Annotated in this window: 19 protein-coding genes; 11 read left to right on the top strand and 8 right to left on the bottom strand. The window is 59.5% G+C overall.

The annotated features are described in order from the left end of the window. Positions 1 to 180 precede the first annotated feature (180 nt). From rpoD to GSQ81_RS15825, 4 genes are all read left to right on the top strand, one after another. Complete coding sequence (gene rpoD, locus GSQ81_RS15840) at positions 181 to 1,893, top strand: RNA polymerase sigma factor RpoD (protein WP_158911633.1); 1,713 nt, start codon at positions 181 to 183, stop codon at positions 1,891 to 1,893. 180 nt (positions 1,894 to 2,073) lie between these two features. Next, positions 2,074 to 3,915 carry a hypothetical protein gene (locus GSQ81_RS15835; RefSeq protein WP_158911632.1) on the top strand — a complete coding sequence of 614 codons (1,842 nt, stop codon included), beginning with the start codon at positions 2,074 to 2,076 and terminating at the stop codon, positions 3,913 to 3,915. Between the two features lie 44 nt (positions 3,916 to 3,959). Next, positions 3,960 to 5,111 (top strand): glycosyltransferase family 2 protein, encoded by a 1,152-nt coding sequence (locus GSQ81_RS15830; protein ID WP_158911631.1) that lies wholly within the window; start codon positions 3,960 to 3,962, stop codon positions 5,109 to 5,111. 92 nt (positions 5,112 to 5,203) lie between these two features. Further along, positions 5,204 to 5,626: an NINE protein gene (locus tag GSQ81_RS15825; protein WP_216846451.1), complete on the top strand. Its 423-nt coding sequence runs from the start codon at positions 5,204 to 5,206 to the stop codon at positions 5,624 to 5,626. A 173-nt stretch (positions 5,627 to 5,799) separates the two neighbouring features. Here GSQ81_RS15825 and GSQ81_RS15820 read toward each other — a convergent pair whose 3' ends face one another. Continuing rightward, complete coding sequence (locus tag GSQ81_RS15820) at positions 5,800 to 6,732, bottom strand: hypothetical protein (RefSeq protein ID WP_158911630.1); 933 nt, start codon at positions 6,730 to 6,732, stop codon at positions 5,800 to 5,802. A gap of 398 nt (positions 6,733 to 7,130) precedes the next feature. On the opposite strand from GSQ81_RS15820, the gene GSQ81_RS15815 reads away from it, so the two are divergent. From GSQ81_RS15815 to GSQ81_RS15805, 3 genes are all read left to right on the top strand, one after another. Next, positions 7,131 to 7,730, top strand: coding sequence for a TMEM175 family protein (locus tag GSQ81_RS15815; RefSeq protein WP_158911629.1), 600 nt, complete (start codon positions 7,131 to 7,133; stop codon positions 7,728 to 7,730). An 89-nt stretch (positions 7,731 to 7,819) separates the two neighbouring features. Then, positions 7,820 to 8,290: a DUF4440 domain-containing protein gene (locus GSQ81_RS15810; protein WP_158911628.1), complete on the top strand. Its 471-nt coding sequence runs from the start codon at positions 7,820 to 7,822 to the stop codon at positions 8,288 to 8,290. Between the two features lie 115 nt (positions 8,291 to 8,405). Next, on the top strand, positions 8,406 to 8,789 hold the full coding sequence (locus GSQ81_RS15805; RefSeq protein WP_158911627.1) for a YciI family protein: 384 nt from the start codon (positions 8,406 to 8,408) through the stop codon (positions 8,787 to 8,789). Between the two features lie 22 nt (positions 8,790 to 8,811). Here the strand turns inward: GSQ81_RS15805 and GSQ81_RS15800 are convergent, their stop codons facing one another. Next, the gene (locus GSQ81_RS15800; protein WP_158911626.1) at positions 8,812 to 9,840 is read right to left on the bottom strand and encodes a beta-propeller fold lactonase family protein; all 1,029 of its coding nucleotides are present in this window, start codon (positions 9,838 to 9,840) and stop codon (positions 8,812 to 8,814) included. Between the two features lie 109 nt (positions 9,841 to 9,949). Here GSQ81_RS15800 and GSQ81_RS15795 point away from each other — a divergent pair, with 109 nt between their 5' ends. After that, on the top strand, positions 9,950 to 10,918 hold the full coding sequence (locus GSQ81_RS15795; protein ID WP_158911625.1) for an MBL fold metallo-hydrolase: 969 nt from the start codon (positions 9,950 to 9,952) through the stop codon (positions 10,916 to 10,918). A 33-nt stretch (positions 10,919 to 10,951) separates the two neighbouring features. Here GSQ81_RS15795 and GSQ81_RS15790 read toward each other — a convergent pair whose 3' ends face one another. The 3 genes from GSQ81_RS15790 to frr all read right to left on the bottom strand — a co-directional run bounded on the left by GSQ81_RS15790 (position 10,952) and on the right by frr (position 15,059). After that, positions 10,952 to 11,761, bottom strand: coding sequence for a hypothetical protein (locus GSQ81_RS15790; RefSeq protein WP_158911624.1), 810 nt, complete (start codon positions 11,759 to 11,761; stop codon positions 10,952 to 10,954). Positions 11,762 to 12,057: 296 nt separating this feature from the next. Next, entirely contained in the window at positions 12,058 to 14,013 is a 1,956-nt protein-coding gene (locus tag GSQ81_RS15785) for a CotH kinase family protein (protein ID WP_158911623.1), read from the bottom strand. Between the two features lie 461 nt (positions 14,014 to 14,474). Continuing rightward, a complete protein-coding gene (gene frr, locus GSQ81_RS15780) occupies positions 14,475 to 15,059 on the bottom strand; it encodes a ribosome recycling factor (RefSeq protein ID WP_158911622.1) in 585 nt (194 codons plus the stop codon). 268 nt (positions 15,060 to 15,327) lie between these two features. Here frr and GSQ81_RS15775 point away from each other — a divergent pair, with 268 nt between their 5' ends. Both GSQ81_RS15775 and GSQ81_RS15770 read left to right on the top strand, forming a co-directional pair. Further along, complete coding sequence (locus GSQ81_RS15775; protein WP_158911621.1) at positions 15,328 to 15,804, top strand: hypothetical protein; 477 nt, start codon at positions 15,328 to 15,330, stop codon at positions 15,802 to 15,804. A 56-nt stretch (positions 15,805 to 15,860) separates the two neighbouring features. Further along, positions 15,861 to 16,805, top strand: coding sequence for a cation diffusion facilitator family transporter (locus GSQ81_RS15770; RefSeq protein ID WP_158911620.1), 945 nt, complete (start codon positions 15,861 to 15,863; stop codon positions 16,803 to 16,805). A 199-nt stretch (positions 16,806 to 17,004) separates the two neighbouring features. Here the strand turns inward: GSQ81_RS15770 and GSQ81_RS15765 are convergent, their stop codons facing one another. The 3 genes from GSQ81_RS15765 to bamA form a co-directional block, all read right to left on the bottom strand. Further along, entirely contained in the window at positions 17,005 to 18,168 is a 1,164-nt protein-coding gene (locus GSQ81_RS15765; RefSeq protein WP_158911619.1) for an esterase family protein, read from the bottom strand. Between the two features lie 140 nt (positions 18,169 to 18,308). Further along, positions 18,309 to 18,734 carry an OsmC family protein gene (locus GSQ81_RS15760; protein ID WP_158911618.1) on the bottom strand — a complete coding sequence of 142 codons (426 nt, stop codon included), beginning with the start codon at positions 18,732 to 18,734 and terminating at the stop codon, positions 18,309 to 18,311. Between the two features lie 193 nt (positions 18,735 to 18,927). Continuing rightward, on the bottom strand, positions 18,928 to 21,888 hold the full coding sequence (bamA, locus tag GSQ81_RS15755; protein ID WP_158911617.1) for an outer membrane protein assembly factor BamA: 2,961 nt from the start codon (positions 21,886 to 21,888) through the stop codon (positions 18,928 to 18,930). A 183-nt stretch (positions 21,889 to 22,071) separates the two neighbouring features. Between bamA and murQ the strand changes: the two genes are divergently transcribed. After that, entirely contained in the window at positions 22,072 to 22,959 is an 888-nt protein-coding gene (gene murQ / locus GSQ81_RS15750) for an N-acetylmuramic acid 6-phosphate etherase (protein WP_158911616.1), read from the top strand. Positions 22,960 to 23,077 lie beyond the last annotated feature (118 nt).

Raw genomic sequence — 23,077 nt, 5'->3', positions numbered from 1 at the left:
TGGGGACGTGTGCCTTTGAATGCCCTGACCGCATGAGGTCGCCGGGCTTGCCAACGCGGTCTAAACCGCAACCAACTCCCTGCCCACCAGTCACAACCAAGGGATTAGTCCGTCTGAACGCCATGAGGTATACCGGCGGCATCCCAATCTACAGAATTTCTCGCAGGAGTGCGCATAGCCGTGGCCGAAGAACTTGATAAGTACGAAGAAGACATAGACAAGATGATCGATACAGGTAAGGAAAAGGGTTACCTCACCTATGGCGAGGTCAACGACCTTTTGCCTGGTGATATCACCACACCCGACGACCTCGACGATCTTCTCACCACCATTAATACCCAGGGCATTGATGTGCTCTCCGGCGAGTCGAAGTTCGGCAGCGACCGCGATAAATATGAGCCCGAAGCCGGTGAAGAGTCCGACGACGTCGAGCTTGACCTGACTCCTGGCACGCTCGAGAAGACCAACGACCCCGTCCGCATGTATCTGCGCGAGATGGGCACCGTTCCGCTGCTGACCCGCGAGGGCGAAGTCGAAATCGCCAAGCGCATCGAACGCGGCCAGCTTCGCGTCATGAAGGCCATCTCGCGCTCGCCCATCGTCATCCGCGAGATCGTCGGCCTCGGCGAAGACCTCAAGCGCGGCGTCCGCAACATCAAGGAAGTCGTCACCTTCGACGAAGAAGAGTTGACCGAAGAGATTCTTGCCGCACGCGTTCGCGCCACTGCCGGCCGCATCGACGTCATCACCAAGCACCAGAAGAAGATTCACGCGCTTGACGAAAAGCTTGCTGCGCCCGTCGGCAAAGACTCCAAGGCCAAGGCGAAGGACGCGCGCAAGACCCGCTGGCTGATTGGCCGCGAGCACGTCTACATCAACCGCATCGTCCGCGAGTTGAAGTACACCAACGGCGAGAAGAAGCGCCTGCTCGACAAGGTCAACAAGACCGTCGATGCCATGCGCACGCTCGAGCGCCAGATCAAGACCCTCGATACCAAGCACGAGGCATCGAAGTCCGAAGAGCTGCGCAAGGAGTACAAGCGCCAGCAGAAGAACTGCCGCATCGATCTTGAGCGCGTCGAGCAGGACGCCGGCATCTTGATCGCCGACCTCAAGCGCACGCAGCGCGAGATGATTCAGGGCGACATGGACGCCGAGCGCGCCAAGCGCGAGCTCATCGAGGCCAACCTTCGCCTCGTCGTCTCCATCGCCAAGAAGTACACCAACCGCGGACTTCAGTTCCTCGACCTGATTCAGGAAGGCAACATCGGCCTGATGAAGGCCGTCGACAAATTTGAGTACCGTCGCGGTTACAAATTCTCGACCTACGCGACGTGGTGGATTCGTCAGGCCATCACCCGCGCCATCGCCGATCAGGCCCGGACGATTCGTATCCCGGTCCACATGATCGAGACCATCAACAAGCTCATCCGCACCTCGCGCCAACTGGTGCAGGAGCTTGGCCGTGAAGCGTCTTCAGAAGAGATTGCCCGCCGCATGGACATCCCGGTTGCGAAGGTCCGCAAGGTGCTCAAGATCGCGCAGGAGCCTATCTCGCTCGAAACGCCCATCGGCGAAGAGGAAGATTCGCACCTTGGCGACTTCATCGAAGACCGCATGGCTGTCTCGCCATCCGACGCTGTCATCTCGGTCAACCTGAAGGAGTACACCTCGCAGGTGCTGCGTACCCTGACGCCGCGTGAAGAGCGCGTCATCAAGATGCGCTTCGGCCTCGAAGACGGCTCCGAGCACACCCTCGAAGAGGTCGGCCAGTCCTTCCAGGTCACACGCGAGCGCATTCGCCAGATAGAAGCCAAGGCGTTACGCAAGCTCCGTCACCCCAGCCGCAGCCGCAAGCTGAAGGCCTTCGTCGACGGCGTCAAGGACATCTAGCCTGCAATAACGCAACTGCTTTATCGCCAGCCCTCCACACCCGGAGGGCTGGCTGTTTCTCAAAGCTACGCAGCTTTCCCCAGCTTAACGAGCATCTTATTGCTCAGCTAATTTCATACCGATTCAATCTTTATCTCTGCGATGATGATGAAAACGCCCTAGAAGGACGAACCCACCGCGATGAAAGATACCTCCCCGGAATCTACCCCGCTTCAATCCTGGATGCGCCGTCTCTGGCCCGCATACTGTGTGCTTGCGGCCCTGGTCACCTTCGGCTACGCGCTTTGGGACCCCTATCAGATCGACGGCGATGCGGTCGCCTACATGGACATCGGCGACCTGATGCGTTCTCACCACTGGGCCGGTGTCATCAACGGTTATTGGAACCCGCTCTATCCGGCTGCGCTCTCTGTTGGCCACGTCCTCTTTCATGCGACGCGCTTCACCGAACTCCATGCCTATTACATGGTCAACTTCGGCATCTTTCTTCTGGAGATGCTCGCCATCGTCGCCTTCACGGACTCCATCATCCAGTTTCGTGACGTTCGAGCTGCCGCCACCGAAGCTGGCGAAGCCGCGCGCTTTCTGCTGGACCGCTACACGCTTCGCTATCTTGGCATCGCCCTGCTCGTAATCGCCAGCCAGCGTGAACTGAGCATGGGCAAGGTACGTCCCGACGCTCTGCTACAGGCCTGCCTGCTGTTCGCTCTCGCGGCCCTGATGAACCATCTGTCCACGGCCCACCTGCGCTATGCCGCACTGATGGGCGTAGCTCTCGGCTTCGCGTACCTCACCAAGTCCTTCGCCTTCGTCTTCACGCTCCTCTGCATCCTTGCGCTCATCTCCTTCCGCTGGATCTGGCAGAAACATGCACCGGCGCGCATCGCTGCGGCTGCGCTTCTGGCTGCTGCGTGTTTTGCTATCGTTGCTGGCCCTTATATCGCTGCGCTCTCGCATCAGAAAGGCCGTCTGGACTTCAGCGATTCCGGCACGCTCAACTACGCCTGGATGGTTGGCGGAACCGAGAAGATGCACCTGCAGAACGACGAAACCAACCTCTTTGGCACGTCCGAAGTCCATCTCAAGCATCCCAACAAAGTGCTGATGCAGTCGCCGCTGGTTGTGAGCTACAAACAGCTACCCTATGGCACCTATCCGGATTGGTTCAACCCCGGTTTCTGGAATGATCAGATCAAAACCCACACCAACCTTCGCGGCGAGGTCCATGCGGTTTCGCGAGACTTTGTGCTCCTGGTCCGCTATCTGATCAATCATCCGGAGGGATGGCTTCTGTTAGCAGTCATCCTCCTGCTGGGAGCGCGCCTGAGTCTGGGCTGGCGACCTTCCACCAACGCATTCTGGCTTGCGCCGCTGCTTCTCGGGGTTGGCATCTTCGCTATCTACGGCATGGTGAACATCGAAGAACGCTATGTCACGATAGGCTATCTCGCCATCATGCTGCCGCTCTTCGCGGCGCTGCACAACCTGCCGGGCACGCACCAACGGGCCACGCCGAACAGCTCTCACACCTTCGCAGCGTCGGCGCTTGTGCTTTTGCTGGCCCTGCTCGCCGTGGGAGAGTCTACACGGACGATCGCCGAGATGCGCCGTCAACTCTCGATCGCCCCCTCTCCCGGAGGATGGTATGACGCCGACACCTTCGAGGCAGCCCATGCGCTTAACGCACTTGGAGTAGGTCCCGGAGACATCATCGCCTGCATCGGAATACGGGCCTGCGTCTACGATCACTATTGGGCGAGACTGACGGGCGTCCGCATCCTCACCGAGATCTATATCGACACTCCGCTGTACTCTTCGCTTGCCAATATGCCGAACCGCGAACAGGCCATTGATGTCGTTCGCCAGCAAGGGGCAAAGGTAATGGTTGGCTACTTCAAGCCGGGCCTCATGACCGGAACGACCCCGGCGTCGGCGGGCTGGCATGAACTAGGCGACTCGCACCTCTATGAACTTCCCCTTAATTTGCCGTCCGAAACCTCCGGGCAGGCCACTCAGCCATGACGAAAGTAACTATGCAAACAAATTCATTTGATAGCATTCAAAACATGAGCGACCTCACCGTCACCATTCTTATGCCCTGCCTCAACGAAGCGGAGACCCTTGCGTTCTGCGTGCGGCAGGCCGTTGCGGCTTTGCGCGATAACAACGTAGCCGGAGAGGTGCTCATTGCCGACAACGGCAGCACCGACGGCTCGCAGCAGATCGCCGTCGATGAGGGCGCGCGCGTCGTTGCCGTTCCTGTGCGCGGCTATGGAGCGGCGTTGATGACTGGCATCGAAAACGCACGCGGCAAGTACGTGCTTATGGCGGATGCCGATGCGAGTTACGACTTCGGCCACCTGCCACGCTTTCTCGCGAAGCTCGAAGAAGGCAACGACCTTGTGATGGGCAATCGCTTCAGCGGCGAGATCAAGCCGGGAGCGATGCCTCCGCTGCATAAATATCTTGGCAACCCTGTTCTCAGCTTCATCGGTCGTCTCTTCTTCGGCATTCCCGTCCGCGACTTCCACTGCGGCATCCGTGCCTTGCGCCGCGATGCAATCCTGGGCCTTGGGCTGCAAACCACCGGGATGGAGTTCGCCAGCGAGATGGTGGTTCGATCCAGTCTCGCCAATCTTCGCCTGGCCGAGGTGCCGACGACGCTTTCGCCCGATGGACGCACCCGCGCGCCGCACCTTCGTACCTGGCGCGATGGTTGGCGTCACCTGCGCTTTCTTCTGCTCTACAGTCCGCGCTGGCTCTTCTTCTATCCCGGCGTCATCACATTTATCGTCGGCCTGGTGATCTCGTTGTTTCTGCTTGCAGGACCGCAGACCATCGGGCGCTGGACGTTCGACGTGGATACTCTAACCTACGCTCTCGGACTTGTGCTCATCGGAGCGCATATCTCTGTCTTTGCGGTCAGCGCCAAAGTCTTCGGCACGCAGGAGGGTTTTCTGCCGCCGAATCCGAAGTTCGAGCGCGTCTTCAAGGTCATCAATCTTGAAGTCGGCCTCATCGTGGGCTGCGTGCTGCTGCTGGCAGGCGCTGTCATTCTCGGCTATGCCCTGCATATCTGGCATGCCAGCGGATTCGGCGACCTCTCGCCCCAATCGATGCTTCGGCTTACGCTTCCCTCTGCTACGTGCTTCATGCTCGGGATCGAGGCCATCTTCGGCAGCTTCTTCCTCAGCCTGCTGGGGATGAATCGCCGCTAAGTTAGACGCGGTTCCAGTGTCGCGCGAAGATGGCAATGGAACCGCAACAGCGATCTGCGCGTATTCTCTCTAAGTTTTGGAGAAATGCAGCCATGCTGATCACCGACTCGATCTACACCACCAACATGAACCCGCAGCAACGCGCGTGGTTCTATGCAGAGTACGAACAAGCGCGCAAGGACGAGGCCGTCGGCGTTCTGCTTGCGCTCTTCCTCGGATGCTTCGGGCTCCATCACTTCTATCTTCGCCGTAATGGACTTGGGGTGCTCTATCTCTTGTTCTTCTGGACAGGCATCACCGCGATCCTCGGCTTCATCGAGTGCTTCCTGATGCCGGGGCGAGTGCGCGACTACAACGCGACGCAGGCTACCTACATTGCCGGCCACATCCTCAGCATTCCTGTGGTCCACAACGCAGCTACTTCGCGTTGCGCCGCCTGCGGAATTGCGACGGAACCGGATGCGGCCTTCTGTCCGCACTGCGGAAGCTCTGTCGCTCCACAGGCAACTGCCTGAATGTTCAACTTGCCGGCCATACAAGAGCAAAAGCGAAATACAGGGGTCTCTCCACTTCGCTGCGCTTCGGTCGAGATGACGTAAGTCGGGGGCTGCGCCTTCGGCTAATCTCTCATAAGCAAGCCCGCATGGCGGCCATGCGGGCTTTTTGGCGCAATGCAGTTCTGTGACAGTTACATATTGGTGTGGCCGCCGCGCATGTCTTCGTTAAAAGTTGGCTTGGTGAAGGCGATTGCGTCCGCCTGTTCCCTGGCATACTGTTCATGGCGGGCCATCAGGGTCGCGGTGGGCGTGGCGTATTCGCCATCCGCCGCCAACTGGATGAACCCTTCCGTGGCCAGCGCCTTCGCTACCTTCTTCAACTCGTCCAATGTCGTATCCAGATACTGCGCATCCCGCGGATCGATGAGCCACACCGGCGCTCCGCCGCCGAGCACGCCCGAGATCCAGTAGGCCTTGGCGGCAAGAAAATCCTTCTGCTGTGTCTCCGTGGTGTCGTTGAAGATGAACTGCTTGCGCCTGGCGTTGTAGTAGCGCGTCGTGACCGGCACCGGCTGGCGGTTGCCGCTCTTGACCAGCTCCAACTGGCCCTGGTCCATGGTCTTGCGCACGGCGTTGTAGATGAAACTCTCGGCGAAGGGCTGCTCGGGGGCGGCGACGACCTCGCGGAAGGTGACGGTCATGGAGGCGGCGACCTTGGAGTGCAGTAGGTGCTCGTTTCCATCTTCCAGCCAGATCTCGCCGTGCACCAGCGAGGTGTCCGCACCGGAGGTTGACTCGTGGAAGGGCCACGCAAACTTGCTGAAGCTCAACGGCAGACCGCCAAGGGTGAGATAACAGTCCGGGCGCGCGCTCTTGAGACGCTTCGCCGTCTCCGCGAGATATTCCTTTACGACGCCTGCCAATTCCGTTCCGCTGAAGTCGAACGCAGAGCTTAGCTCGAGGACCTGCGTCTTCGATTTGTCGGAGGCGAGGCCGAGCGTAAACCGTGTCGTGGAACCGCCGGTGAAGTCCTTGCCCTCGGCGCTCGACACTACCACCAGACCGGCAGCCTGCGCCGCCGCAACTACCTGTCCTGCCAATACTGTCTGTGCTTCAATACTCATCTGCCCGTGTCATCCTTTGTTTTCGACAATCCTGACTATTTTACGACTCCGCAGGACTGTTTTTGAGAGGGGGCACCCCCCGGGGGTACCTTGCCCATAAGCTCAATGGTTGCAATAGTATAAGCAGATATATCCGCGCAAAATATTGCATCCAAATAAGTTACAACTAAAATATTGCATTGAAACGAGTTAGGCAGGCGTTACCTGCCCCGCTCTTTAGAACTCTTTCTTCTGCTGTTCTTATGCCTTAATTGTAATGAATCGCGGGAAACTAATTTGCAGGTTTGCTGGATTTATTTTCTTCTGCAACCTGTTTATATAGTTATATTTACGGAATGCTTTCGATTTATGAGGGCTTGACAGAGATTTTAGGGAGCGGATAAAAGGCTGCATCGGCTATGGACGATCAACTCTCTTCCACATCTCGGCTCGAAGCCTTCTCCGATGGCGTCATCGCGGTCATCATCACCATCATGGTGCTGGAGCTGAAGGTTCCGGCGCAGCGCGGCGTTGCCGGTCTGCTCTCTGTCGTGCCGACGCTGGTGGTCTACTTCATCTCATTCAGCTTTACGGCGATCTACTGGATCAATCATCACCATCTTGTGCAGCGCATCGAGCAGGCGGACCAGCGCGTGCTCTACGCCAATCTCGGCTTCCTGTTCTGCCTGTCGCTGCTGCCGTTCTTTACGTCGTATGTGCTGGAGAAGGAGAGCGACTCGTTTTCGATTGCGCTGTATGCCGCGTCGATGGTGGTGACCGGGTTCAGCTTTCTGCTGCTGCGGCTGGCCATCGAGCGCAGAATGCGCGTGGCTGGCACCTTTCACCCGCTGGACGCTGCCATTCAACGCAAACATCTGCTTAGCCTTGGTTTCTATGGGTTGGCGATGCCGCTGGCCTACTACCATCCTTCACTGGCGCTGGCCGATATCGCGCTGGTTACTGTGATCTGGATCGTCCCTACTGCAGGGACGAAGACAAGCGAGCAGGACAACCGCTGATTGCGGCTGAATTCAAAGAAAAGACAATTGGCTGATTTTTCTTTAATCCGGATTTGCTACATTGGCCGTAACAATTTTGAGGTGCTCTTATGCCGCGCTCTCGTGTTGCTGTCCTTGCTCTTGTTGCCGCCGCGCTATTTGCGGTGCCTGCCGCTCACTCGCAAGATTTGCAGGCGCTTACCACCGCATCGCGGGAGCAGCTTGATGTCGTCAAAGTACTGCTGACCCAGCAGGCGGCGTGGAACCATGGTGATATCGACGCCTTCGTGCAGACCTACAAAGACGCGCCCGACACGTTGATGGTGACGCACCAGATCTCGCATGGCTTTGCCGGTCTGGTGGAGGAGTACAAGCACGACTACCCGACCAAGGCAGCCATGGGCACGCTCACCTTCTCAGAGCTGGAGGCGAAGACGCTCGATGCCAACTTTGCGATCGTGGTGGGCAAGTATCATCTGGAGCGCGGGAAGAAAGATGGCGGCAACGCGGAAGGAGTCTTCAGCGTTGTGCTGGAAAAGACGGACAAGGGGTGGAAGATCGTTCTCGACCACACCACCTAAAGCGCGGAAGAAGCAAAATTTCCTGGACGATTTGTCGAATTCGGGCCCGGTCGTTCGACGATATAGCGAAGGCAGGTCAACCGGCCTATCCCAAGACCGTTACAGGAGAAAAATCATGGCACAGTATTTGGTTGCTATTTACCATCCCGACAACTACGACCCATCCGTCGAGACCGAAGCGATGTCCCGCGATATCGACGAGCTCAACGATGAGATGGTGGCTGCGGGTATCAGGGTTTTCGTTGGCGGCCTTTCCTCAGCCAGCAACGCGACGTCGCTGCGAGCACAGCCCAATGGTAAGGTGCTCGTCACCGACGGGCCATACACGGAGACCAAGGAGCACATAGGCGGTTTCTGGGTGCTGGAAGCCGCTGATCTAGATGAGGCACTGGCGTGGGGACGCAAGGCTGTCGTCGCCTGTCGGGCGCCGGTCGAGGTGCGCCAGTTTGGAAGCCCGACGGAAACAACTGAGCGGGCAGTGACAACACTGCCGCCCTGAGTATTTCAGACAGCTTCTAAGCTTATTTAGCCCACGCCAGCCCATCTGCGCCCTTGCCGGTGGCGATGATGTCCGCGACCTTCCAGCCGACCAGATCGATCGCGGCGACGCGGCCAGTCGTATTGCAGGAGACGTAGGCGACCTTGCCATCGGGGCGCATCAGGATCTCCTGCGGCGCGCTGGGCACGTCGATGGTTTTAGCGACCTTCATGCTCTTGAGATCGACGACAGCTACCTTGTTCGCTGAAGGTATCGCTACCAGTAGCCAGCGTCCGTCCATCGTGGAGGCAGTTCCGTAGCCGACTGCGGGAAGTGTGATCCAGCTTTTAACCTTATTGGACGCCGTGTCGATGACTGCTAGCCGGGGCTGCGTCTGATCGGCGGTGAACACCATGGAGTCGTCCCGCGAGACCGAGATACGCTGCGTATCTTTCGAGATAGGGATAATGGCCAGCGTCTTGCGTGCCTTCATGTCGAGCACGGAGACAGTTCCGGGGCCGACGTTGGCGGTGTAGCCGCGGCTGCCGTCGCTCGACAGCGCCAGCATGTGCGACTGCTCCTGCCCGGTGGGAACTTTGCCGACGATCTTGAGCGTGTTGGGGTCGATGACGGTGACGGCTTTGTCGAGCTCAGTGGTGACGTAGAGCATGCCGGTGTTGGGATCGTAGACGGCGCAGTGCGGCCTGACCTCGTGACCGAAGTCGAGCTTGTTGACGATCTTGCGGCTGGCGATGTCGATGACCAGCATGGAGCGGCCGTTCAGCCCGGGCTTGCCGACGCCGGTGCTGCCGTAGATGGGGACATAGGCCAGCCGGCCATCGGGTGAGGTGGCTGCCTCGTGGCCGTGGATGCCGGGGGTGTTCTCGGCGACGGTGCCTAGTTGCGAGCCGGTAGCCGGATTGACGATGCTGACGTTGGCTTCGCCCTGATTGACTACGATCAACGCGGCGTGGCCTGGAGCGCCGGGACGGTTCTGGGCCAGACCGGCACCGGAAAACAAGCTGACGCAGACTCCGCCCACTACAGTACGCAACAAGATCGAATTCTTCATAGACCGCAAAGTATATCGTGCTGCCTGCATGACTTGGTAGAATCGCCATCAACTACACGAGTCAACCGGCTCCTTTTTCCATCCAGGCAATCTGACTTCACGAGGCCCAATGACCATCCATCCGACCAATCATCTCTCGCGCCGCCGCTTTCTTGGCACTACCGCCGCCGCGGCCACCGGCGCATGGCTCGCTCCCCGCTCTCTGTTCGCGCAGCAGGATCAGGCCGAGCCGATTGTGGTCACGCAGGCGCGCGTGGACGCGGCCACCGCAAAGATCACGACGCAGAAGCTGCGCGGCGGCATCAGCGTGCTGATGGGCTCGGGGGGCAACATCGCGGTTCTGCCGGGGCCGGAGGGCAAGCTGCTGGTCGATGCCGGAATCTCGACATCGCGCCCGCAGATCACGGCTGCGCTGAAGGCCATCAGCCCCGATCCCATCGAGGGGCTCATCAACACGCACTGGCACTACGACCACACCGACGGCAACGAGTGGGTCCACGCAGCGGGAGCGATCATCGTCGCGCATGACAAGACTCGCCAGCGCCTGAGCACGCCGCAGTTCATCGAGATCTTCAACGCGCACTTTCCGCCTGCGCCCATCGGCGCGCTGCCCACCAAGACCTTCATCAAGGACGACAACATGAAGATCAACGGCAAGGCGATCATCCTCAGCCACTACGACCCGGCACATACCGACACCGACATCTCCGTCCTGTTTGCCGACGCCGACATTCTGCACACGGGCGATACCTGGTTCAGCGGGGCGTATCCGTTCATCGACTACTCGACCGGAGGCCACATCGACGGCATGATTCGCGCCACCGAACGCAACCTCGCCGTGGGCACCGACTCTACGATCCTTATCCCCGGCCACGGCCACATCGGCAACAAGGACCAGCTCTCGGAGTCGCATGACATGCTCATCGCCCTTCGCGACAAGATAGCGACACTGAAGAAGCAGGGCCGCACCATCGACGAGGCCGTCGCTGCCAAGCCTACTGCATCGTTCGATGCCAAGTGGCACACCGGCTTCGTCAGTCCGGAGATGTTTACGCGGCTGGTGTATCAGGGAGTCTAGGCATCGCTATAGAGAAGCCGCTGGTCTCGTCTCCTAACTAACAGTTTTGGTAGTCATTTTTGTTACGGTGTTCGATCTTGCGATCATCACCAAAAATAACAAGCCTGAAGCGAGAAGCACCCATGTGGATGGCTCCGGAGTTACTGCTGACGGAGGAGGAGTTTGGGCTTCGGACAAAAATGATTCCCCATTGGCCTGCCCAAGGCCATGGCCTCCATAGTTGGTCAGGAAGGTGGCTGCCCCAGTGGACGTATCAATGAGGTAGACATCCGTACCTGCGACACCGTACAAAGTTTTCCCGTCGGGGCTGGCTAACCCGAACAGGTTGGCCACGCCTGTATTGCCAACGATTGTTTCCGCACCCGTTGCAGCATTCAAGATGGCCAACTGGTTTGAGGAAGTCGCCAGATAGAGCTGGCCGCCGACGAAAGCGAGGTCTCCAGCAGAGGTTTCGGTGAGCGACCCTATTATGGTTGCGTGTCCGGTAGCCGGGTCTACGGTGTCGAGGTTGTTCCCCGCTGAATAGAGTGTTCCCGAACTAGAGAAGACCAAGGCATTCGAGACATCTCCGAGGGACCCGATTTCGGATGCGTGCCCGGTGGTCGTGTTGATGCTGTACAGGTTTGAAAAATCGACGCCATAAAGAGAGCCGGTTGGCGAGAAGGCGATGTCCGTCAATCCAACGCCGGAGTTGCCGAGCAGGGTAACAGCCCCGGTGTCGACATTCACATAGCCAAGTACGCCGGATGCGTCATCGACCAGCAGATTGACCGAGTCGGCATGAGCGGGGATGGAAGCTGCTGCTAGAAGAGCAAAGGCGGCAACCAGGTATTTATTAACCATATAGAGAGCCTCCTAAAAAAGTGGACCCACAATACCACTAAAGTGGTACGTCTACGACTAATTTTTCGCGGATTCGACGGACGCGTGGCGGGGAATGCCATTTTTTGGGGGGCATTTGGCCCTCCGGAAGAGTGCGGTAGCCGGTCAGCGTGAGCCATTTCTTCGGTTCAAGCGAACTGCTTTTTCATAAACGTCCCGCTGCTTCAACAGCAGAAGGCGCTTCCCCGCAGGCCGACCCAGTCTCTACGATATCTCCGCCAAGCTGAAGATGGACTCTCGCTCACACAGGACATGCTTCAGTTGTTCGCGACCGCCGACCCATGCGAGGATGCCTGCGCGATCGCGTGGTGCCGGTCTCCGCCATAGACAGCCAAAGGATATAGGTTGCCGGTAATGGGCGCAGTTGCAGTGATGATTACGTTTCCTGCTCCGTCGAGATCGCCAGTGCCCACGACATGGCCCGCCAGCAGTAGCTTGACACTGCCGGACGGAGTGTCGCCTGCACCCTGAACATGCATCGTATATGTCACGGAATCGCCTCTGGTCGCCGTAGCGGGCCCCTTGACGATCTGCACCGTGCTTTGGGTCTCGCCATTGAGAACCGCGTCGAGGTAACCGATCCTCTGATTAACCCAGTCTGTGAATGCAGAGACCGAGTCCGCGTAGTTAGCCTGGGCGGAAGGGTTGGGCCACACCGTCTCTCCGATCATCGGCCACCGGGTGAAGTTGTTCTGGGCTGACTGCGAAAGCACCGTACTTTGCTGCTGGATCGACGCAACCCAGTTCGTAAAGACGCCGTTGCTCTTCAACGTGTTCCACTGCGTTTTAGCGTCGGCGGCGAAAGCAGGATCGGTGAAGAGTTGTTTGTACCAAGGCGCCGCCGCCTGCATCCACGGCACGGTCGGGCTTACGATTGGCTGATAGTTGACATTCCCGGCGGCGATATCGAAGTCCCAGATCGGACCCATATACAAAAGTGGGTTGTCGGCCGTCTTGTAAAGATAAACGCTTGAATAAAAATCTCCGCCATCGACATTGCCCATCACGTCGTTGACGATGTAGAAGTTCACCAGCGAGGCTTCGTCAAAGTAGGCACGCCACCCCAAAGTCGGATCGGCGAAATTAGGGCCGTATAAGGCATTCTCGGCGGTGTCAACATACTGGTTGATGTATTGCGTCTGGGCCGGGACCTCCAGGTCGGGCGTGAAGTCCGGATCCTGAAGCCCGATCGGCACTCCCTGCGGTGTAGTAAAGATATAGGCTTCGTCTTTGTGCTCGTCGATCTCCATCAGATAGCCACCGCTTACATCGCCGGAGGTATCGCTCTCGGTCAACTCGGGGATATTAACGCGGTGGCTGTCGACGTTCACCTTTTCGATCAACTGATAGTTGCCTTCATACTGTCCGTTCAGGAAGAGCTCAACGAAGATCGAGTGCGGGGCCCACGGCATCAGCGCCGAGGTTCCGCTTGGACTCGGAGACCCGGCAGCTTCGCTGAGGTATCCATTGGAGCCATCGCCAAAGGGAATGGTGTTGGCCAAAGTGGATGCGGCCCAGTCGTGCAGCAGCGACTTATCGTCGTAGTTTGCCAACAAAATGTAGGTCTTGCTCTTGTCACAGGTGGCCTTGCCGCCGCTGGTCACATACCCACATTGCACGCCCAGCAGGTTCAGGAGATCGACGCTGGTCCCGAGCTTCATCTCGTAGGGTAGCTTTGGCATCACCGCAGTGGTATTGCCGTGCACATGAAACGTCGCGGTGTTGTCGGTATCGCCGCTTCCCGGCAGATAGCTTGTGCTGCCATCGGGGGAGGTGATGCTGATGGTGCCGCTGATATCCGTTGACGTACTGATGACCGGGACGTTGCCTGTATCGATATTGAGGATCGGGAGATTGATCTGTCCGGCGGCCGGCGAGAAAGCCGGATTCGACAGGCTGACGACCACGGTGAGAGGTGCGGTTGCGGTCAGACTTCCGGCAACGGCGCTTACGGTCGTGCTTGCGCTCGCGGAGTTAGCATCCGCGGGACCGGATGAGGGGAAGGCTGCCGCATCGGCGCTGACGCTGGCGCTGAGCGTAAGCGTCATCGAAGCTCCGGGCAGCACCGTAGCAGGCGAGGAAGTGACAGTAATGCCCGAAGGCAGTCCGGTAATGCTGACTGCGACCGGTACGGTGCCGCTCCCTCCTACCGTTACATTGAAGGTTTGCGTGCTACCCGGATAAATGGTCAGAGAGCTGATGGAGGGTGTCACGGTAAGAGCAGTATCGGAGCTGCTCGTTGAACCTGAACCATCCCCCGAGTCTGACCCCGAACCTTGCGAGCCAGTCCCTGAACCGGAGCCTGTTGAGGAATTATTTACAGAGCCGCATCCGGACAGGATGACCAAGGTAAAAACTGTAAGCACTATTCCACTGAGCGCTCTAAGGATTGCTTGGGGGCCTCTTAATCGGGGAGGGTTTTTGGGCATGACAAATTCAGAGACGTCAAAATTATGCATAAGTTTCGCATATTTAGAAAAATAGATCGGGCTCGATCTTTCGGCGGATAGGGGTTTAGCTGCTCCGCGGAGCATGAGCGGCAACCGTAGAAGCCCGCAGACGGTGTCGTTTCGCCGGAAATTCGCATGAGAGAGGGCCGGACGGGATGCCCGGCCCTCTTATGCTTAATGCGGATGCCCTTTGCGGAAGCTCAGACAGTCATACCGACGAATGGTCAGATGGTCATGACTTCTTTTTCTTTGGCCTTGAACAGCTCCTCGATGCGCTTGATCTCGGTGTCGGTCAACTGCTGCACCTCTTCGTTGGCGCGCTTCTCGTCGTCGGCGGAGATGAGCTTGTCCTTGGCTGCCTTCTTGATCTGGTCGTTGCCGTCGCGCCGGATGCTGCGGATGGCGGTCTTGTGGTCTTCGAGCGTCTTGTTCAACTGCTTGACCACGTCCTTGCGCCGCTCCTCGGTCATGGGAGGCACAGGAACGCGGATCACCTTGCCGTCAGACATCGGGTTCAGACCGGTCCCCGAGGTGCGGATGGCCTTCTCGATGGCCGAGACCATGCCCATGTCGTAGGGCGAGACCAGAATGAGCGTCGGCTCCGGGGTACTGACCTGGCCCATCTGGGCGATCGGGGTTTCGGTGCCGAAGTAGTCCACCCGAATCTGGTCGAGCATGTGGACATTCGCCCGCCCGGTACGCGCTGAGAGCAGGTTCGCCCGGAAGTCCTCGACCGACTTCTCCATCCGCGTCTTCAATTCCTGGTGCGTTCCCTTGAGTGCCTCGATATTCGCCATCGCCGATGCCATAAACCTTGTCCTCATGCGCGGATGCGCCAAAGCAAATTCTACTGGAAATCGACCGCCTCCCGGCACGACTGGGGTCGCTTTTTGGAGCGAAAGCGGCTGATACCGCATTTTTCCGTTACTTTCTCCGAAGTCCGAAACCGCGCAGCGTCCTGCCGCGAGGAGTGACTGTTCCCTTTTGACGCAGCAGAATATTGTCGGACACGATTCGTGCCACAGAATCATCGTCTGCTCACCGGCGATAGGCTATGCTTTTGGGCAGAGACCCTCTGTGCTTTCCTTGATTTCATTGCATCTGCCGCTCCACCTCCGTTCTCCGCGCAACGCCGCCGCCGTTGCGATTGGGGCCGCCGCCGTCGCCGGCATTGCCTGGTACGCCCTGAGACGGCCACGGCGAAGTGCGGAAGAGATTGAACGGGAGCGCCGCGAGCTGCTCGCCAGCATCGGCCGCATCACCGACGGCAGCATCACCGACGCGCCGGTTCAACAGGATGGGCAAGCTGGTTCGAACTCCGGGCCGCTGATTATCGTCTACAACTACCGCATCGCGGGCGTCAGCTACGAGTGCGCCCAGGACGTAAGCGGCCTCGCCGAGCATGTCCGCGATGTTCGCGCCGACCTGCCCATCCAGGTGCGCTACGACATGCATAACCCCGGCAACAGCATCATCGTCTCGGAATCGTGGAGCGGCCTCCGACTTAGTCCGCATCCCCATGACCACAACGCGCAGGATCGCGAAATGGCTTGATTCCTGTTTTGCTCGTGCGCATTGAACCGCGTCCGGGGCAGGATTACACTTGAACCATGCACATGGTCGCCACCCCTAACCGCAAGATGCAGCGCGTCCTGCAGTTTTCCATGGGGCTGACCCTCGCTTATGTCGTCGCGACCTTCGTCTTCGGCATCCGCGCTCATTCGCTGGCCCTTATCTCTGAGGCCGGGCACAACGTCTCCGACCTGCTGGCCATCGTCCTCTCGTTTGTCGCTGTCTACTTTCAGGCGCGGCCTGCTACGGAAGAGAAGACCTTTGGCTACCAGCGCGCCGGTGTGCTCGCTGCCTTCGTCAATGCGCTCACGCTGATCGTGCTCGCCGCATGGATCGCCATCGCCGCCATCCACCGCCTCAGCACGCCGGTTGCGGTGCAGCCGAGACTGATGATGTATGTCGCGGCGGCGGGTGTAGTGATGAACGGTACGGTGGCCACGCTGCTGTGGCGCTTCTCAGGCGACGTCAATATCCGCAGTGTCTTTCTGCACATGCTGGGCGATACGCTCTCGACCGCCGCGGTCATCGTCGGCGGCGCGGCGATCCTGTTTACCGGCATGACGTGGATCGACCCGGTGCTCTCGATCATCATCGCCGCCATGATCCTGTGGAGTTCAGTCGGCATCGTCCGCGAGACACTGAATATTTTGCTCGAAGGCACGCCGCGCAATCTTCAGTTAGGCGCGGTGCGCGAGGCCATGCAATCGGTTCCGGGAGTGGTCAACGTCCACGATCTGCATATCTGGTCGCTCGGCTCGCAGTCGCGCGCGCTGGCCAGCCATGTGACGATTCCGGAGATGCCGATGTCGGAGTGCAGCAGCATCCTCGAAGCCATCAACTGCGCCCTGCGCGACCGCTTCCACATCCACCATACGACGATTCAGTTTGAGACCCGGGGCTGCGAGACCACGCATGGCTGCAGCGCTCCGCCGGAGCTGGAAGCTGTCGGCGCACACGACCACCACCACGGCCACTCGCACTGAGAAGCTGCCTCTCTAAAGCTGAGAACAAGCAACGACAAGAACAAAATACAGGGGTCTCTCCGCTACGGCGGCAAAAGCGCCGCCTTCGGTCGAGATGACGTGAGTTTGTCTTGGTTACGGACCGCATAAAAGCACGTCATCTCGACCGAAGCCATGCGGCTTCATCGCGCGGCGCAGTGGAGAGACCCTGTATTTCGCATCAATGCTTTGTCCCCGCGATGGGATAGCCCTGCCATAGATATTCGAGCGCCTCGGCCAGCGTCTGCTGTTTCACCGCGTGGTCGGTGTGGCCTGCGTTGCGGGCGAAGACGAACTGATAGTGATAGCCCTTGGCTGCGAGCACTTTTGCCATGTCCTCATTGGCGACCACCCAGTCGTGCATGTTGTCGCGCATGACGTTGGGGTTGAAGAGGTCGCGGTCGCCGACCTCCATCCAGAGGCGCAGCGGCTTCGCGGGAGAGTCGGGGATGAGGTGCTCATGAAACTCCCATGCGCCGTGCGGGCTCTCGGCATTGTGCGGCCATTGCTGGTTCACATAGGTGCCCGAGTAGGTGAGTACGCGGTGATACCACTCCGGGTGATACCACGCCATGATGAGGGCGCAGGAGCCGCCGGAGCTTCCGCCCATGGTCGCGCGGCCATCCGGATCGGCGGTCAGTTTCACGTGGAACTTTGTCTCGACCAGAGGCAGCACTTCCTTCTCGACGAACTCGGCGTACCGGCCCGACATGGTGTCGTACTCCAGGCCGCGCTCGCTGCCCTGGGCGTCGCCGCTGCCATTGCTGATGGAGATGGCGATCATCACCGGAACCTTGTGCTCGGCGATCAGGTTGTCGAGCGCGGTGAAGAGCGCGCGGTCGGGGCCGTCCGTCCCGACGATGAAGGGAGCCGCGGTGCCGGGAACATATTGTTTGGGCACATAGACCTCCACGCGGCGCGTGTAGGCAGCCGGATGGCTGGTCGTCATGATCAGCTTGGCCGGATCGGCGGGGTCAGGCGTGCCGAAGGTGTCAGGCTCACGCGCGATGCCGGGGTAGAGCTTACTGTCCGCCGATTGCATGACGAACTCGGACACCGTTCCCTGCGGCACGCCCGGCTGCACCGACATCTCCGGCGCGGGGTTGTGGGTCGACCCGATGATGAAGTTTCCATCGGTGTCGGCGGGAGGGTTCGTGCCGTCGGGCAGCTCTTTAGCTGTGACATAGCCCGGCGTGTGTGGATCGCGGGTAGGCGGAGTGGGACGCGCGGGATGTGCCGCGGCGGGTGAGGCCGGAGCCACAGACTGGGTTACAGATTGGGCCATTGCGGGAACCGCGCCAACCATCAGGCTGCTCAAAAATGCGATGCTCAGAAGACGAAGCATGGGAGAGCTCTTTCTTGTCTCAGAACTTGAACTTAGAAATGGCTGCGCACCTTGTAGGGTTGGAGCTGCGATCCCACCCTTCGCGATAAGGCTGCGAAGGATGGGGCACCCGAGCATTGACGGTGCGCAAGGCTGACAGCTTAGACCAGGGTCGCGTCCAGCGTAATCTCCGCCGCCTTCAGCACCTTCGAGACCGGGCATCCGGCCTTGGCCTTATTGGCCAGCTCGTCGAACTTCGCCTTGTCGGCGCCGGGAACTTTTGCCTTAGTGGTCAGGTGAATTTTGGTGATGGTGGGCCCTTCGCCATGCAGGTCGAGCGTGAGCAGGGCGGTCGTCTCGATGGAGTCGGGAACGAGACCGGCTTCGGTCAACTGCGCACTCAGCGCCATGCTGAAGCAGCCAGCGTGGGCCGCCGCGATCAACTCTTCAGGGTTGGTTCCGACGCCCTCGGCGAACCGGGTGGCGAAGCTGTACTGCGTCTCCTTCAGGGTGCCGCTCTGGGTCGAGATGGTCCCCTTGCCCTCTTTCAAACTGCCATGCCAGACTGCGCTTGCGCTGCGTTCCATCGTGTTTCTCCTTATGGAAAGAGTAGAACACCAACTGTCCTTCGTTTGCTTCAACAGAAGTTTGCGATGACAGGAAGATGCCTGCATTGTGGATTTCGGCCAGCACAGCGTCTGGGTCTGCGAACATGGCGGCAGAAAGGAAAAGGCCCGGCAGAAACGCCGGGCCTCACAATCGATTCAGTGTTCGGTTTGCCTAGAAGCTCGTGCTGACCGTCAGGCGGAAGGTCTTGCGCGGCTCGCGGAGGAGGTAGTCCGCCCCGTAGTACTGCACCGCCTGCTGGTAGGTGAACAAGCCCGCGTCCGAGTTCGGGAAGAAGCTCTGGAACTTGTTGCCCGCACCCGAGTTCGGCACCGCAAGCTGCTGCGGTACGGTCTTGTAGAGGCGCAGCGGATTGTACGCATAGTAGATCTGGAACGGCGCGTTCACAATCGGCAGAACCACCTGAAGGTAAGCACCGTTCGACATACGCGGCACGAAGTTGGTGCCCGGGACCACATGCAGCCTGTCCGGGAACGCCACCGACTGGCCGCCAAAGCAGGAGCCGTTGACGAACGTGGGGCAGCCGTATGACGCTCCGGAGATGACCGACTGGCCGGCAACGCTCTGCCGCAACTGGTTCGCCTGCGCGTCGAAGGTCAGGTTGAAGTCGGTGAAGAACGCGAACGAAACCTGGCTGATGATCGGGATGCGGTACTCCAGGTTGCTAGTCAAGCTGGTGTCGCCGCCGATCGAGACCATGCGGTACACCGGCAGCGGGATTTTGATCGTCCCCAGCGTCGGGTTGGTCGGATCGATGGGAACCGGATTGCCGTCGGGGTTGGTCAGGTTGAACATCACCCGCGTGGGAATAAAGGTATACGGCCCGGCCGAGCGGACGTCGAAGCCGCGAAGGTCCTGATCGCCGCCGCTATAGATGCGGTTCGTCGGCGGAGCAACATCGCCGCCAAAGCCCGACGTATGTGCGAACTGGATGCGGTAGCCGAGCACATTGTGGCCTTCGCGGTTGACCTTCAGACCCTTCATCGGGAAGAACTGGCGATAGCTCATCGCCGGGGAGTAGTACTTGACGTTGCCGCCGATGCCCGCGACCGAGATATCGACGTTGAAGTCCTTGCCGCTATGCGGCCCGACCGAGCGGTCGAGGCTCGAGAAGGTGAAGCTCGGCGTCACCACCGAGGTCACGATGCCATTCAACTGGTTCGGCCCCTGAACGCCGGAACGGAAGGCCAGCGACTGGAACACATTGCGCGTGTTGTCGTTGAACGTCGAGACCGATGCCCGCGACAGCGCGTAGGACAAGCCGACGCGGGTCACGCCGGTGCGCGTCCACAGATGCCGCAGCGGTTCGCTCGTCGTCACCGTCAAGCCGGTGGTCGCGGTGTTGTAGTTCGTCAACAAGGACTGCTGCGCGTTGGTCAGATTGTCCGACTGGCCCTTTGAAATGCCATAGCTCTTGGCAGGGTTGTAATCGTACTTCTGCGTGAATACCTGTACTCCCAGCGAGATCGGCTTGTTGTGCAGGTAAGGCTCGGTGAAGCCGAAGCTCAGGTTGCGCGACAGGTCGCCGATGTTCGCCTGCACCGAGAGCGTCTCGCCCAGTCCAAGGAAGTTGTTGGTTGAATAGTTCAACCCGATAAAGGTCCCTGACAGGCCGCTGATGCCGCCGTTCAGACCGATGGAGTTCTTGCCCTTCTCTTTGAGCTTCAGCAGCAGATCGACGGTTCCGTCATCCGCATTCTGGCGGCTCTCGGAGTCCTGATCGGCCTTCAGCGTGTCGAAGTAGTTCAACTGGTTCAGGCGCAGGATGGAGAGGTCCCAAAGTCGGGAGTTGTAGACCTGGCCCTCTTCGAGCAGCAGCTCGCGGCGGATGACCTTGTCACGGGTGATGGTGTTGCCGGTGAACTCGATGCGCGACACGTAGAAGGGCTTGCCTTCGTCGATCTCGATATCCAGGAAGATCAGCTTCTTGGCTTCGTCCATACGCGGGACCGGCGATCCGACCATGTTGATGTATCCCAGCTCGCCGTAGGACTTGCGCAACTGGTCGATGCCCTTCTGGAACTTGGTGGCGTCAAACCATTCGCCGTCTTTCTGCACAAACTGCGCCCGCAGGACCTTTAGATTGGTCACCGCCTTGTTGCCGGAGAAGGTAATGCCGCCCAGACGGTAGCGCTCACCCTCTTCGACCGGCATCAGGATGTCGACGCGCTTGCCCTTAGAGGGCCGCAGGGTGAAGGGGTTGAGCCCGCCCGCGTTGCGAATATGGGTCGTGGGCTCGGAGGTCAGTGCCTTGAAGTAGCCACGGTCGCGATAGGCCTGGCGAACGCGCTCGGTATCTTCGTCGAGCTTGGTGGCGTCGAAGGTCCGGGCAAAGAGGTTTTCGAGGATGATGGAGTGCGGTACCCCGATCGGCTTCAGGTTCTTCATCGCCCGGCGCAGGGTACGGTCGTTCAGGGCGGTGTTGCCGGTGAACTCGATCTTGCCCACCTTGACGGTCGGGCCTTCCTTCACGTTGAAGGTGACCGAGACGCCCGCAGGCGGAATGGTCTTGATGGTCTCGGTGACGGTGGCGAACTGGTGGCCATGCGCGGCCAGCATCTCCTTGATGACGGTCTCGGCCCGCTTGATCTTGGTGGGGTCATACTGGCTCTCGACCGAGAGACCGACCTTGGCCTTCTTGAAGGCCTCGAGCACGTCCGACTGCGAGACCGAACTCAGGCCCTTGTAGAGAAGCTCCTTGATGGTCGGCTTTTCCTTGACATAGATGATGAGCTGAACGCACTTCGGCGTATCCTGCCGCTCGATCCGGATATTGTCAAAGTACCCCGTGTTCCACAGGGAGTTGAAGTCCCGCTCCACGACCGCTGGGTCGTAAAGGTCGTTCTGGTGGCTGAACAGCCGGGCCAGAACCGATTCCTTGGGGATGCGCCGGTTGCCGATCACTTCCGGCTGGCACAGCGTCTGCACTCCCTGCTCCGCGGTGGGAGTCGTGGCAGCATTGGTCTGCGCCATCAGCGCTGGCCCGGTCAAGGCGGCAAGGGAGAAAAAGAGCACGGCTTGGGCAATACGGGAGCGGCTGGAGCGCGTGCACACAGGCTTGGTCTTACTTTTCAGGGAGCTTCCGCTCTCTCGATTCACGGTAAAGATACGCACACCCTCACTGCTCTAGAAATAACGCTCCGCCAGGACATGACAGCGAAGCCTTGATTATATGGGACAGCCTGATTGTTAGCGAGTTCACCACAAGGTTCCAGACAAAATCGCCACCACCCATCCTACAACCTCGAAACTCAATCATTGCCTCATTCGCTGTGCAGCCCCCATGATGGAAGCACCATGAATCTCTCCACCCTGCCCACGGAGGCCCGTAACCCCGCCAGCGAGCACATCGACCAGCTCCCTACGCTCGAGATGCTGCGCGTCATCAACGAAGAGGACGCCCGGGTCGCCGCCGCCGTCGCAACCGAGCTTCCACACATCGCCAACGCCGTCGATGCCATCGCCGACCGCTTCGAGCAGGGAGGCCGTCTCTTCTATATAGGAGCAGGCACCAGCGGACGCCTCGGCGTGCTCGACGCCTCCGAGTGCCCACCCACCTTCTCCGTTCCGGCAACGCTCTTTCAGGGCATTATCGCCGGTGGCGATGGTGCACTGCGCAACTCCAGCGAGGCATCCGAAGACTCCCCCGAGCAAGGCGCAGCCGACCTCGTCTCCCGCGCCTTCACTGGGAAAGACGCCCTGATCGGCATCGCCGCCAGCGGACGCACCCCTTATGTTCTCGGCGCGCTCGCCCATGCCCGAAAACTCGGTGCGTTGACGATCTCCCTTACCTGCGTCCCCGACTCCGAAATGGCCGCCATCGCCGACATCGCCATCGCGCCGGTCACCGGCCCCGAGGTACTGACCGGTAGCACTCGCCTCAAAGCTGGGACGGCCACAAAATTAGTTCTTAACATGCTGAGCACCGGAGTCATGATCCGCGGCGGGGCCGTCTACGGCAACCTCATGGTCAACGTGCAGACCACCAACGCAAAGCTAGTAGATCGCGCCCAGAGGATTATTGCCGCCGCCACCGGCGTCGACCAGCCCACCGCGGCAAAGCTGCTCGCTGAGGCCGGAACGGTAAAGACCGCCATCGTCATGCAAAAGCTCTCACTCGACCGCGCGGCCGCCGAAGCGAAGCTCGCAGCGGCGAAAGGAAAATTGACTGCGGCGTTACAGTAGCTGCCCGAAGAGGCTCTCTGCCCTCTACAAGAGCTTCTTCAACTGCACGTCATCTCGACCGGAGCGCAGCGGAGTGGAGAGACCCCTGTATTTGTCTTTGTCCGCCATCCAATCCGCC

The organism is Granulicella sp. L56 (assembly GCF_009765835.1).
Taxonomy (GTDB): Bacteria; Acidobacteriota; Terriglobia; order Terriglobales; family Acidobacteriaceae; genus Edaphobacter.
Note: the sequence above shows the minus strand (reverse complement) of the source record. Positions and strands in the feature narration are given on the sequence as shown.